11 protein-coding genes are annotated in these 13,800 nt (G+C 61.0%); 10 read left to right on the forward strand and 1 reads right to left on the reverse strand.

Annotated elements, in window-relative coordinates; genetic code table 11:
* Positions 1-1,005: 1,005 nt before the first annotated feature.
* From JQS30_RS15775 to JQS30_RS15820, 10 genes are all read left to right on the forward strand, one after another.
* Entirely contained in the window at positions 1,006-2,121 is a 1,116-nt protein-coding gene (locus tag JQS30_RS15775; protein ID WP_213171193.1) for a hypothetical protein, read from the forward strand.
* Between the two features lie 18 nt (positions 2,122-2,139).
* A complete protein-coding gene (locus JQS30_RS15780; RefSeq protein WP_213171194.1) occupies positions 2,140-3,273 on the forward strand; it encodes a M20 family metallopeptidase in 1,134 nt (377 codons plus the stop codon).
* Positions 3,274-3,377: 104 nt separating this feature from the next.
* Positions 3,378-4,127, forward strand: coding sequence for an orotidine-5'-phosphate decarboxylase (gene pyrF, locus JQS30_RS15785; RefSeq protein WP_213171195.1), 750 nt, complete (start codon positions 3,378-3,380; stop codon positions 4,125-4,127).
* Positions 4,124-4,921: a BtpA/SgcQ family protein gene (locus JQS30_RS15790; protein WP_213171196.1), complete on the forward strand. Its 798-nt coding sequence runs from the start codon at positions 4,124-4,126 to the stop codon at positions 4,919-4,921. The genes pyrF and JQS30_RS15790 overlap by 4 nt, the downstream gene beginning before the upstream one ends.
* 50 nt (positions 4,922-4,971) lie before the next feature.
* Positions 4,972-5,682 (forward strand): dTMP kinase, encoded by a 711-nt coding sequence (gene tmk, locus JQS30_RS15795; protein ID WP_213171197.1) that lies wholly within the window; start codon positions 4,972-4,974, stop codon positions 5,680-5,682.
* Between the two features lie 399 nt (positions 5,683-6,081).
* Complete coding sequence (locus tag JQS30_RS15800) at positions 6,082-6,897, forward strand: hypothetical protein (protein ID WP_213171198.1); 816 nt, start codon at positions 6,082-6,084, stop codon at positions 6,895-6,897.
* Complete coding sequence (locus JQS30_RS15805; RefSeq protein WP_213171199.1) at positions 6,894-8,048, forward strand: hypothetical protein; 1,155 nt, start codon at positions 6,894-6,896, stop codon at positions 8,046-8,048. Before JQS30_RS15800 ends, JQS30_RS15805 begins: the two co-directional genes overlap by 4 nt.
* A gap of 96 nt (positions 8,049-8,144) precedes the next feature.
* Entirely contained in the window at positions 8,145-9,113 is a 969-nt protein-coding gene (locus JQS30_RS15810) for an ABC transporter ATP-binding protein (protein WP_213171200.1), read from the forward strand.
* Complete coding sequence (locus JQS30_RS15815; protein WP_213171201.1) at positions 9,110-9,889, forward strand: ABC transporter permease; 780 nt, start codon at positions 9,110-9,112, stop codon at positions 9,887-9,889. The genes JQS30_RS15810 and JQS30_RS15815 overlap by 4 nt, the downstream gene beginning before the upstream one ends.
* Entirely contained in the window at positions 9,886-10,677 is a 792-nt protein-coding gene (locus tag JQS30_RS15820) for an ABC transporter permease (protein WP_213171202.1), read from the forward strand. The genes JQS30_RS15815 and JQS30_RS15820 overlap by 4 nt, the downstream gene beginning before the upstream one ends.
* Before the next feature lie 101 nt (positions 10,678-10,778).
* Here JQS30_RS15820 and clpB read toward each other — a convergent pair whose 3' ends face one another.
* On the reverse strand, positions 10,779-13,469 hold the full coding sequence (clpB, locus tag JQS30_RS15825) for an ATP-dependent chaperone ClpB (protein WP_213171203.1): 2,691 nt from the start codon (positions 13,467-13,469) through the stop codon (positions 10,779-10,781).
* Positions 13,470-13,800: the final 331 nt, after the last annotated feature.

The following is a 13,800-nucleotide window of genomic DNA, read 5'->3' on the forward strand; positions in this document are numbered from 1 at the left end:
TGGGTGCGGGGCAGCGTATGGTGGTTCGTAGCATTACGAACTCCGTTTCTTGACGCTGAGAGGGTGGTCCGCTAAAGCAAGTTTTAGCGACGAAGTCCTTCGAACCACCCGATTCCATATGAACTTGTGCGCCCACCTGGACAAGGTGGGCTTTTCTCTGCGCCCTGAACGACCGGCCCGCAAAGCGGGAACCCTCAAACAGAAGCACCCCAGGTGATGCCGTAATCCACACCGATCACATCGAATATTTCGGAACTATCTATGACTAAATTCCCAAAGTCAACGACCACGGCCATATCGAGCCGGGCGTGCCGCCAAAAATGACTAGAACCACGCCAGGGCATGAGATAGGCGTCACATTTTGACGGCGCATCCACTCGCCTTCGGGACATGGCACATGCCTTGTAGCACTCAATCCATAGCTCGGCGACATCACCCTCCCCATCTTGACCAAACCAATGCCAGAGGGTTGCCGCGCTCTCGAAATCGTTCCACTTCGGCGACCATGAGTCCATAAGGGACGTAGATCGACTCCGCTAGCTAGCGTTATATCGAGAGTTAAGACGAATATCTACACTATTTCGAGCATGAACCAATTACTTGACGCTTCTAGCATCAATCAAAATCACGCATTAAATAAATCGAAGTAATGGTCAACATCACTTCCGATCATAGGATCATTGGATGATCGTATTAATAAAAAGCAAATTGACGACAATTCAGCTTCGTGTTATCTTCTGATCGGCAATGTGCGACTCACTGGTAATCACTGTGGATAGACAGTGTCCTGGGTTCTAGTGACGCATAAACCCCCTAGGAATAATAAGGAGAAAATCATGCAGAACTCCAATGATGTCCTTCGCCAACTCGAGTCCGCTTCCGTGATGCGCGGATGCCAGGACAAGGAAAAGAAGTAATCCTTTAACACAGCGGCGGCAACGCTAATCCCGGTTTGCCGCCGCTCCACCCCTCTTATAAGACCGAGCCGACTCGGAGAGCACGAGAATGACCCCCCTGGATAATGTTGCGTTCGACGAACATTTGGCTTCTCGACGAATTGCAGCTCGTGATGAATTGCTGCATCTCGCCCAGTCGATGAGTCAGCGCAATTCCCCTCAGCACTGGGATGCAGTGAAAGACATTCCTAAGAACGCATTTCTGGAGCCCCGGCTTTTCACGCAATTCTCGCAACCCACGTTCGACCTGACTACGCTGCAACAACTTCTGTTGTCGCAATTCCAGGAAAGGACCGTACTCATAGCCGTCAAAACCGACTCTCAGGGAGCAATCTCCATTCCTGGCCTCGGTACGTGTGACACGGGCACTCCTGCGACAACTGGCACAGCCACATACCTCACTAGCGGCAACCAGCTGAGCGTTCAGCTCCACGGACAGGCAGCACAGACCTTCAAGTTGAAAGCGGCGGTCCACGTTCCGGGGACTGAAATCGAGCTGGTTCGCTACCTCGACCCGGCAGTCTCGGCCTTTTTGCGCAGCCACTCGGTGGACTTCGAGAAGACGCAATTGGTCTTTCCGACAGCTGAACATCGGGAACAGATCGCGCGCGCACTCACTCTTATAGAACGCGCCAGCCCCGCATTTCACACCATGCTGCATGAGTCGATTCGCTCTCTCTGCCTCTACCATCACCCGTCCGACGCATCATTTGCAGCGCTCGGAATACACGGGATGCTCTTCTTCAACGTTCCGACGACGACAACGGTCGGCTACTTCATTGACGAATTGGCACATCAGGGCGGCCATGTCCTCTTTAGTGAGGCGACGCTTCACCGCCAAGACTTCTTTACCGTCGACCCCGACACCCCTATGTCCGAAGTCATCGGGGACGACGATGCCAGATCCGCTTATGACACATTTCATGGACTTTACACCGAATTTACGGTTTCTCAGATACTCAACGCCATATCAAACCTCGGAGTGGCAAAGGCGGATGAAGCAACCGGTATTCGGCACCATTTCGACATAGTCATGGAACACAGCTCGCGCGATATCGCGCTAGTCGAATCGTGCGCGGAAAAGCTCTTCACTTCACTGGGGCACCGCGTCTTCGCACAGTTCAAGGACAGCTACGACCGCATTCAATCCCCCGTCACGCAGTAACAGATTGAGCCCCATGTCATGAAAACTACTGTCGAGATCCTCAAAGAAATGGTGGCGATTCCCAGCGTCAACCCCCTGCTCGCGTTGGAGGGTGAACCCGACGAAAGCCACCTGGCCAACTACATTGTGTCCACTCTGTCCGCTCACGGAATCAAAGTGTGGAAACAGCCGGTGAGCGAAGGCCGAGCGAACGTCATCGCCCACGTGGAGAGAGCAGGCAACGCCGACGACACGCTCGTCCTGCTCTCGGGACACATAGACACCTACCCCGCTGGCAGCCCCCACGCCGACTTCACCCCCATTGTGGAAGGCACCACCGTTTACGGACGAGGAAGCGCCGATGCGAAGGGCCCTCTCGCCGCGATGGTCAGCGCGCTGTTCACCGCTTCGCAAGCTCGGTCGCGGCGTGAGGTGTACCTAGCGGCGACCATCGACGAAGAGTGTTTGATGAGTGGCGTCAGCGAACTAGCGGCCCTGGGAATTCGGCCCGACATCGCCATCACGGGCGAGCCGACCAGCCTTGAGCCGGTCGGCATTCAAAAGGGCATAGTCCGCGGTCACATGCGGCTGTCCCATCCGAGCGCACACGCTGCGTACCCGGCACAGAGCAGCGTGTTCCTGTCCACAGCCGCCCTAATCGGGGCCGTTGCCGAACTCAACGAGCACCTGGCTTCGCGTACCCGACATCCCCTATTGGGGCCAGCGACCGTCTCCATCACGACCTTGTCCGGCAACGGCGGCATGAACCTCGTGGGCGACGAAGTGGTCGTCCAATTCGACGCCCGTTTTCTCCCCGGCTCCACAGGCGAGGAGTTCGCAGCACATATCGCACAGTTCGTGGCAGAGCGGCTCAACGCAGCGACGACATTCACCATGGACACCCCTTCGTTCATCTCCCCGGCCAACGAGACCGATAAGGCGAACGCGGCCGTCCACGATTTCTTGGCGACCATCGGCTCAGTGGCCGGGCCCCGCGAGCTAGGGCACTTCTCCTACGGAAGCGAAGCGGGCATCCTCGCCACGTTCTCCAAGGCCAGCCTCGTTTTCGGGCCAGGGGACGCCAAGTACTCCCATGGCCCCACCGAGTGCATCGACACCAACGAACTCGAAACGGCAGCCGACATACTTCGTGCTTTCGTGGTGCGGTCATGAACACGCCCCGACAAGCAAGCCGGTCACCGGCAGTCCGCAGTCGACGTATCCAGCTCGGCGACAGCTCAGCCGTCGCCGGAAACCACAGGAAATAGGAAGAAAGCATGTCTGTGCACACCGAACGATCGTCATCACCGAGCCGTGACAAGCTCTGCCTCGCCCTCGACCTCACCGACCGGGCGGCCCTGCTCGACATCGTGGACGAACTGAAGGACCTCGTCGGCTGGTTCAAGATCAACTCGGCGTTCACTCTGTTCGGTCCCGAGTTGGTGCGCGAGCTCCTGGCTCGCGACGTCCGAGTGTTCCTGGATCTGAAACTGCACGACATCCCCAACACCCTCGCCGGCTATGGCACGGCCGTCACCGAACTGGGCGCCCATCTGGTCACTGTCCACACTTCCGGTGGTGTCGACATGATGCGTTCCCTCGTCACCTCCGCCGACGAGGCGGCGGCCCAGCTGAACAAACCCCGGCCCACCTTCGTCGGGGTGACAATCCTGACCAGCACCGATCAAACCGGGTTGAACCAAGAGCTGAACGTGCCGGGCACCGTCGAAGAGGAAGTCGCCCGCCGGGCTGGGCTCGCGAAGGAAGCGGGCCTTGACGGAATCGTGTGCGCTCCGGTCGAGCTGGCCACGGCACGGAAGGTCCTTCCCGACGCCGCCTTCCTGGTGACACCTGGCACCCGCTCACCTGGGGTCAGCGGCAACGACCACCGACGCGTCGGCACGCACGCCAATGCCATCGCCGACGGCTCCTCGCTGCTGGTGATCGGCCGTCAAGTACTGCACTCGGAGGACCGCCGGACCACCGTGGCGCAGATCGTGGAAGAGATCGAGGAGGCCCGAGCGTGAGAGCCCTGCCGCCGAAATCAGTGATCGCTTGCGTCCATCTGCTGCCCACTCCGGGCTCCCCCCGTTTCGACGGCAATGTCGAACGCATCTACGCGACCGCTCTAGCCGAGACCGATGTGTTCCTACGCCACGGCGTCGACGCCCTGATCGTGGAGAACTTCCGGGACCAGCCGTTCCTACCCAACAGCGTCGGGCCCGAAACCACCGCGACCATCGCGGGCGTGGCGCGGGAGGTAGTGCGAGCATCCTCGGTGCCCGTTGGCGTTGCGGTGCTGCGCAACGACGCCGCGGCCGCCATGTCGATCGCGGTGGCCACTGGCGCGCAATTCATCCGCGTGAACGTGCACACCGGAGCCGTGCTCACTGAACAAGGCATTCTCACCGGGCAAGGTCACGACACCCTACGGCGGCGCGAACAGTTGAAGGGCACGGTCGACATCTGGGCTGACGCCCGGGTGAAGCACTCCGTGCCGTTCACTCATCACGACCTGGCCGCCGAGATCCGGGACTTGAACAAAAGCGCCGACGGCATCATCGTCTCCGGCGAACTGACCGGGGTAGAGGCCCTGCCTCAAGACCTGAAGGTCGCTCAAGAGAACAGCTCCGCCCCCGTATATGTCGGTAGCGGAGTCACGGCGGTGAACCTGGCCCAACAATTCGACTCTGCCGACGGATTCATTGTCGGCAGCGACTTCAAGGAAGACGGTGTCGCCGCCCGGCCCGTCGAGGAGGGCCGCGTCAAGACCTTCATGAACGAGGTTCGCAGACTCCGTGAAGCGTCTACACCGGCATGAGTATCACCGACCACCAAGCACGCAGCACCAGCTCATCGAGGTAAGGCTATATGGACAGTAGCAACGAAACGCGGGTCGACATCGAATCCTTTCGGAAGCTCTTCGGCGAGCCCCGGCCGACGCAGGGACGGCTGATCTCGATCGTCGGGTTCGACGGGTCGGGAAAGACCACCCAGATAGAGCAAACTGCGTCGGCGCTGCGTCGGCAGGGCCACGAAGTAGTCGAGACGAAGCAGCCCACCGACTGGTACCGGCAGCTGTCGAAAGTCCAGTCCTTCCACGCCGAGGGCGGCTCCGTCGAAACCGCTCACATCCTCGCCTTGCTCGCTGCCGCCGACCGTCGGCAACATGTGCGTGAGGTCATCGAACCCGCGCTGGAACGCGGCGCGATCGTCCTGTGCGACCGATACGTGTACGCGACGTTCGGGGTGTTCATTCACCGAGGCGTCGACTCGGAATTCCTCGCGACCATCAACAGTGGGATTCCACGCCCCGACTACGCCTTCTACCTGGACATGTCCAGTGCGGACCTTGTGCGAAGGCTGAAAGAACGGGACGGCGAGAACCTTCAACATGAAGAAAAGTCGGTCGACCGCATCGAATCCATCACGCGCACATACAAAGAGCTGGCCTCAGAACTGATCAGTATCGACGGGTCCGCCCCACCCACAGATGTCACGGCCGCGATTCTGAGCCACCTCCAGATCGGCCCCCCGACTACCGAGAACTCCACCGACCACGGGCTCTCGGCCAACGCTTAGGAATTCACTCGCTGAATCCCTAAGCCCGCAGATGGAAAGCGCGTCCGCGGGCATCGAAAGAACCACGACAAGAAAGGTGATAACCATGCCAGGCAAAGGCCCTTCGATCACTCCGTCCATCGCAGGCATCTTCAAGCCGCGCCCCTAACAGGGCACCTGGTCGCCGCCAAATCTGACAAGGGCACCGGACGTTGAGCGTCAGTGCCCGGCGGCACGAGGACAAACCCCTGCGCTTGGAGTGGGAAGAACGCTCTTTCCACTCCAAGCCACCACCACTACCCCTATACGGCCGCCCGTGCGAAGCCACCCACTTCAGTTGGCCGGACGTGCCGGCTCAGACCTCGCCCGCGAGACCACCAGGGCTGGCAACCGCACAGGTGGGACACCTTTGAGGAACACATGACCGACGACTCCGCTCCATCAGCAGACATCGCCCACATGGACCTACCATCGTGGGTTCGCGAGAGCTACTCCAACGACGACGTCTACCTCTTCGACGAAGCCCCCTCCGTCATCTCCGTGTACGAAGACCCGTTCCTGCTGGAGAAGTTCACTTTCCTCGTCCACGTCCCCGCCGAAATCCTCCACAGCCAGGAACGACTGCGACGATTCCTCGGACGGGCCCGCGCGCACTTCGGAAGCGAGTTGCCGTTCCTGCTGCGCCTAGAGGCGGACCACAAAGCCCCGGCCGGTGACGGCGTCCGCTGTAACGAACGTTTCGTCGAAATGCCGACGGTATCCGTACGCGCCTCTGTCGACGGGCTACCCGCAGACGTTCACGTCGAACAACTCCACGCCGACAACACCAAGGACTTCGTCAACCTGCTGTTGCACGGGCTGGAGTTCTCCGCCTCGTCCAAAGGCGTCCCGTTTCGCACCGACGCGGTGGAAGCGAATCTGCGCAGCAACGTGATTCCCGCCTACGAGGCAGACCAGGCGCACGCGCTGCTCGCCAAGCGCGGCCACGAGGTCATCGGGTTCGTCTCCTGGGTCGACACCGGCGAGACCGTAGAACTGATCGACATCTGGGCGTATGAGCGCGACGAACTACGACGACTCGTCTCCCCCCTGCTATACCTCGCCGTCGCCCACTCCGCGGCTGCGACCGTGCGGGGTTCGATAGTCGGCTCGGATGACAATGCGACCGCCGTCTTCCAACGGCTCCTCGCCCAAGGCTGGAGGCTACACGAATCGTATTGGCGGCTCGAACTATGACCGAGAAGTCCACAGCCGCGTCCGGCGACGTGGGTGAACTGATCGACGCCGTTCACCGCTGGTACGGAGAAGAACGTCACATCGCGCCGTTCCTGCGAAAGCTACGCAAACGCAGCCCCAAGGTCGTACCAACGTACTTGTCATGTCTGGAACTACAAGGCGAAACACTGGACAGCCTCACGAGGGCCGAAGTCGACGTGGTGCGGCAACGAGCCGACCACTATGCCGTGATCTGGGAGCAGCTGCGCCAACGATGGCCCGACATCATCGCCGTCAAAGGGCCGACCGCCAGCGCCGCCTACCCCGCCGGAGTGCAGCGCTACAGCGCAGACCTCGACGTGGTCGTTTCAGACCAGTTGACCGTCACCGACGTGGCCCGATACTTCCTTGACGCCGGGTGGCAACGCGAAAGCCTCATGTTGTGGCGTTCCGACGGCTGCGAACAGATGCGGGTCATTGTCGAAAAACCGTTCGTGGAGCCGATGCAGCAGCCCCTAAGAGTCGAGATCACCACATTGGAGTGGATCGGCGCAAGCTCGGCGACAAAACCTCAGACACGACTCGACGTGAAATCCGACATCGTGCGTACCCAGCTGGCCATCATCGCCGAACGGTATGAGCGAGCCTTCGACTTTCGGGATGCGCTGGATTTCCTGTTGCTAGACCGACAACTGTCCGACGCCGGTCGCGCCGAACGGGAGGCGATGATCGCCGACCTTGGCGTCGAACCTCTCGCCGAGGAGCTGATTCGCCTGGTGTCCCAGATTGACAAGAGCTACGCTGACGCTTCGGCACGGCGGCAACTGGCCGGATTTGGGACACGGTTGTCCGCCAAACTCTCGTTCTGGCGCAAGGGTCTGCGAAACCCACGGGCCCGACTGGCCTTGGCCTCCCAGTTCGCGCTGATCGAAAACCAGTCGTCCCAGGCTTGGAATCGGGTACTACAGGCAATGGTACGAGGCATATCCGGAGCCGATGCCCTGGACAAAGGGCTGCTGGTATGGGGCATCCCGGTCGTGCTGACCGCCGACAAACAAGACGTGGATTCACCACACATTCGGCATAGTCCTCTCGGGGCATGGTTTCTCACCGCCAGCTCGGTGATCGAAGCGAAGACGTTGGAAGAAGTCGGCGTCGAGAGCTTGGGCTAGGCGGATGAGCCGAATGCGACCCCCTCGGCTTACCGACCGACCAGATGCCCCCACACATCGGCCTTCACAACCTCACAGACAGAAGCAAAGGACACTATGAGCGACGCGACGGAACTTGCGATACGGGTAACCGACTTGACTCGCACATACCAAAGCCAGGATGGGGCGCCCGAACGAACAGCACTCGACCAGATCAGCATGGCCGTGCCCCACGGCGAAGTCCACGGGCTCCTCGGCCCCAACGGGGCCGGAAAGACGACACTGTGCAAGATCCTGTCCACGCTGCTAGTGCCGACATCAGGCAGCGCTACCGTCAGCGGGTTCGACGTGACACACGAGTACAAGCGAATACAGCCTCTGGTGGGAATCGTCTTTGGAGGCGAAAAGGGCCTCTACAACATGATGACTGCGGCCGACAACCTGCACTTCTGGGCCGGTCTGTACAACGTGAAGCGCTCCGTGGCCAAAGAACGCGTGCCGAGGCTGCTGGACTTGGTCGGCCTCAGGGGCCGGGCGCATGACCGCGTCGACACGCTGTCGCGAGGAATGAGACAAAGGCTGCACCTGGCACGCGGCCTCATAGGTGATCCGCGCATCCTGATTCTGGACGAGCCGACCGTGGGAATGGACCCGATTGCGGCGCAGGAGTTCCGCAACCTGATTCGAGACTTGCGCGAAGATAACATCACTTTCCTGCTCACCACCCACAACATGGCCGAGGCCGAATCGCTGTGTGACCGTGTCTCGTTCATCGACAGCGGAAAGCTGTTGCACTGCGAAAGCCCCCACGCGTTGCGGCGGTCGATGTCGAGTCGGCACCGCATCGTCGCCAAGAGCGTGCCCGGTGACATCGCCGCGCAATTGGAACAACGGGTCGACGTCGAGCAAGTGCGCCTCACCGACTCAAGCGAAGCGCACATCGATCTCACCGACAAGCGGGCCGCCCAAGAAGTGTTGTTCTTTCTCACCGACATAGGCATAGACGAAGTTTCGCTTGCCCCGGCGACGCTGGAGGAAGTGTACATACAGCTCATCGGCGAACGCGGTATGGAGTTGGGATCGTGACACTGTCGGCCCGGCCAATCACCGAGGCGATGAGGTTCCAGTCTCGGATCATCCGCGGTAACCCCGGAACCTTGCTGCCGCTCATCACCACCCCGTTTCTCACCGCGACACTGCTGGCGATCTTCGACCACATCGGCCGCGAGGACATTGCGGCCTATGCCGTCATCGCTCCGGCGATCATGGCGTTGCTGGGCGTCGCCATCGGCGAATCCGGCGAAATTATCTTCCGCGACCGCAACACCGGCGTCCTCGAAGCCCAAATGGGAGCGCCCAGCTCGTTCGCGTCGGTCTTGGCGGGCAGAATCGGCACCGTCTTGGCGTTCGGGCTCATCGGGCTCGTGCAGGCATGGCTGGTCGCGGCTCTCGGCTTCGGCGTCATCGTCGCCGTCGAGCACCTGGTTCCCTTCGTGCTGGCAACAGTACTGTGTCTGGTGGGCATGGTGGCCATGGCGATATTGATGGCGGCGACCTTTGTGGTCGGACGTTCGGTGCGAGCCTTCCAAAACGCCATCTCCTACCCACTGTTCCTCTTCGGTGGTGTCCTCGTGCCGCTGGAACTGCTTCCAACCGTGGTGGAGTGGATCGGCCGCCTGTTCTTCCTGTCCTGGGTGACCGACCTGCTGCGCGACAGTGTGCTCGCGGCACCCGTCGAGAACCTTTGGCCCCGGCTCGGCATCGCCACGCTGTTGGTGGGTCTCACGCTGGCAGCCGCCATCGCCGTTCTCTCACGGCTGGTTCAACGCCTCCGTACAACCGGGAATGTGAGTCTCGTATGAGTGTTGTGACGCAATCGCGGCAAGCTATCAATCTGGGCATGGCCTCCATGCGCATGACCTACACCGTGAAGTCATTCTTCGGTGGATACATGTTGCGAACACTGTGCCAGGTGGTGTTCTTTTCCTCGATTGGAGCACTGGCCGCAGGCGGAGAAGTGACTTCGTTTCTTCTAATCGGCATGTCCGTGTATCTGGCAACGACTCTGCCGATGATGGCCAGCGCCTCTACGACATGGGATCGGAACGCGGGGACTTTGTCGCTGTTGGTGGCGTCCCCGGCGGCACTGGCGGTCGTGTTCCTCTTTCGAAGTTGGTTTTTCATCCTGACCGGTTCGGTGTCGTCTATTTTGGCTTTGGCGATTCTGATTCCGGCTTTCGGCATCAGCGTCAGTATCTCGCAGGCGGCCTTGATATTCGCGCTGGTCATCGTAGCGGCACTCACCACTTATGCTCTGGGTGTCGCCTGCGGCGGCATGGCATTGCGGTTTCCCCATCTACGCAACGTCTTTTCCACGTTCGTCATGACGGTGTCCATGATGATCGGCGGGTTCGTCGTGCCGCTTGACTACTGGCCGGCGGGCTTCCAGTGGGTAGCGCAGATATTCCCAGGCGTGCACGCCTTGAGTGGGATTCGGGAAGTCATGGGAGGCGGAGACTTGACGGTGGTGGGCTTTCACACGGTTACAGCCTTCGCTGTGGCTTTCCTGTGGTTGGTTGTCGCGGCATTGTCATTTTGGTGGCTACGAGTTCACGGTCGCAAGGTCGGCAGCATCGATTTCGAGGATTAACGACGGGGCCGTAAGCCAGTGCGGCCCGCAATGTAGCCCCACGACGTGGGACCAGTTCACTCTGGGTCCGGCCCCACGTCTTGGGTGGAGATTGTTCGCGGCTAACTGGCGTTGTCGATGTCGGCGCTCCTGGCGTTGGGGCCGGTTGCCCCGGCGCTGTCCACGCCAGTGCCGTTGCCGTTGCCAGTGTCCGTCGCCTGGGGCCTTCCCTTGGAGACGGCCAGCGTGTCGCCGCGTTCGGCGACTCCCACCGAGACGGTGTCACCATCGGTGATGTCGCCGGCCAACAACTGCCGAGCCAGCTGGTCACCGATCGAGTTCTGCACCAGCCGACGCAACGGCCGCGCCCCATAGACGGGGTCAAAGCCGCGCTCGGCCAACCAAGTGCGGGCGTCATCGTCCACATCGAGGACCAGACGACGGTTAGCCAGCCGTGTGCCCAAGACGTCCAGCTGCACGTCCACAATGCCCTTCAAGTTCTCTTCGCTCAGCGAGGAGAACACGACAATGTCGTCCAAGCGGTTCAAGAATTCCGGCTTGAAATGCCCCTGCACCGCCGACATGACGGCACTTTGTCGCTGCTCGGCATCCAGCGTCGAATCCGCGATCGAGGTCGAACCCAGGTTCGAGGTCATGATGAGGATCGTGTTGCGGAAGTCGACGGTGCGGCCCTGCCCGTCGGTGAGGCGGCCGTCGTCAAGCACCTGCAACAGCGTGTCGAACACGCCCGAATGAGCTTTCTCGACCTCGTCGAACAACACCACCGAATACGGGCGGCGGCGCACCGCCTCGGTGAGCTGACCGCCGGACTCATAGCCGACGTAGCCAGGCGGCGCACCGATGAGCCGCGCCACGGAATGGCGCTCGGTGTATTCGCCCATGTCGATGCGCACCATCGCGTGCGCGTCATCGAACAGGAACTCCGCCAAAGCCTTGGCCAGCTCAGTCTTACCAACCCCGGTGGGGCCGCAGAAGAGGAAGGAGCCAGTGGGCCGGTTCGGGTCGTTAATGCCTGCCCGGGCGCGGCGCACCGCGTCGGAGACCGCGTGCACGGCGGGATCTTGGCCGATGACGCGTTGACTGAGCACTTCGTCCATGCGCAGCAGCTTCGCGGTCTCGGACTCGATGAGTCGCCCGGCGGGGATGCCCGTCCAGGCGGAGATGACCTCGGCGATCTCGTCTGGTTCGATCTCCTCCTTGAGCATGGGTGAGGCGCTTTGCTCCTTCGAGAGGGCGGCTTCGGCCTGCTGTAGTTGGGACTCCAGCTCAGGGATCTTGCCGTAGCGCAACTGGGCGACCTCTTCGAGGTTGTATTCGCGTTCGGCGCGTTCGGCGGCGGCGCGGACGTCCTCAAGTTGTTCCTTCAGTTGCGAGACCGAACCGATGCGGTCTTTCTCTTGGCTCCACTGTTGCGACAGGGCCGAGAGCCGTTCGCGGCTGTCAGCCAGTTCCCGGCGCAAGGTGGCGAGGCGTTCCCGCGAACCTGGGTCGGTTTCTTTGGCTAGCGCCATTTCTTCGATTTCGAGGCGGCGCACAGTGCGTTCGACGGCATCGATTTCCTCTGGCCGCGAGTCGATCTCGATGCGGAGGCGCGAAGCGGCCTCGTCAATGAGGTCAATGGCTTTATCGGGTAGGAAGCGGTCGGTGATGTACCGGTCGGATAGTTGGGCGGCCGCCACCAGGGCCGAGTCGGTGATGCGCACCCCGTGATGGACTTCGTAGCGTTCTTTAAGCCCGCGCAGGATGGCCACGGTGTCCTCAACGGAAGGCTCACCGACCAGGACGGGCTGGAAGCGGCGTTCCAGGGCCGGGTCCTTTTCGATGTTTTGGCGGTATTCGTCAAGGGTGGTGGCACCGACCATGTGTAGTTCGCCCCGGGCGAGCATGGGTTTGAGCATGTTGCCCGCGTCCATGGAGCCTTCGGTCTTACCCGCGCCGACCATGGTGTGCAGCTCGTCGAGGAAGGTGATGATCTGCCCGTCGGCGGATTTGATCTCTTCGAGGACGGACTTGAGTCGTTCCTCGAATTGGCCTCGGTACTGGGCTCCGGCCAGCATGCTGGCCAGGTCGAGGGAGACCACGGAGCGGTCGCGTAGGGAATCGGGGACGTCTCCGGCGACGATGCGTTGAGCCAAGCCTTCGACAATCGCGGTCTTACCGACGCCCGGTTCTCCGATGAGCACCGGGTTGTTCTTGGTGCGGCGAGAAAGCACTTGGATGACGCGGCGAATCTCCGTGTCACGGCCAATGACCGGGTCGACTTTGTCGTTGCGAGCGGCTTTGGTCAAGTCGATGGAGTATTTTTCTAGTGCCTTATAGCTGCCTTCGGGGTCGGCGCTGGTGACTTTGCGGTCACCGCCGCGAATGGTGGGGAAGGCGGCAACGAGCTTTTCGACGGTCGCGCCGAGTTGTTGCATGGCTTCGCCGACGTCGCCGATCTGAGCCAGCCCGGCGAGCAGGTGCTCAGTGGAGACATATTCGTCTCCGTTGTCGCTAGCGACGCCGTCGGCGGCGTTGATCGCGGCGAGGGATTCGCGGGCCATGGATGGTTCGGCTACGGAAGACCCTGACGCGGCTGGAAGTTGGTCGAGGTTTTGCTCGGCTTGAGTTGCCAGGGAGCCTGGGGTCACGCCGACTACCTGGAGTAGGCCCGGCGCGGTGGACCCGTCCACGGTAAGGAGAGCGTGGAGAAGATGCCAGGGCTCGACGGTGGCGTGGCCGCTGCTTTGGGCCTCGCGGGCTGCCTGCGAGATCACTTCACGGCTCTTGGTAGTTAGGCGGTTGACGTCCAAGGTTCCTCCTTTGCGGCGCGACGGTGTCTTGATGCCAAAGCTAGTGCTCGTGCGCTCACGGCGGACCTGATTGGCGTATCTGGCCCGGGCCGGTGGTGTGGCGGATATGGGCTTCGATGACGGCGGGTTTGCTTAGGTGGTCGGCGCGTGGGCGGAGATTCAGTTGATCGAGGACCAGCTGTGAGGTCTATGCAAAGGGCGTCTAGGTAGGCGCCCCGGGCCTACCTGCGTAGACGTGACGACCTCTTGATCCGCGCTTTGCCTAAACCTGCGTCTCAGAGTTGAGTCTAGTCCACTCAACTTTGTTTTTCACGACCATGCCAGTGAAATT

Source organism: Natronoglycomyces albus, assembly GCF_016925535.1.
Classification (GTDB): domain Bacteria; phylum Actinomycetota; class Actinomycetes; order Mycobacteriales; family Micromonosporaceae; genus Natronoglycomyces; species Natronoglycomyces albus.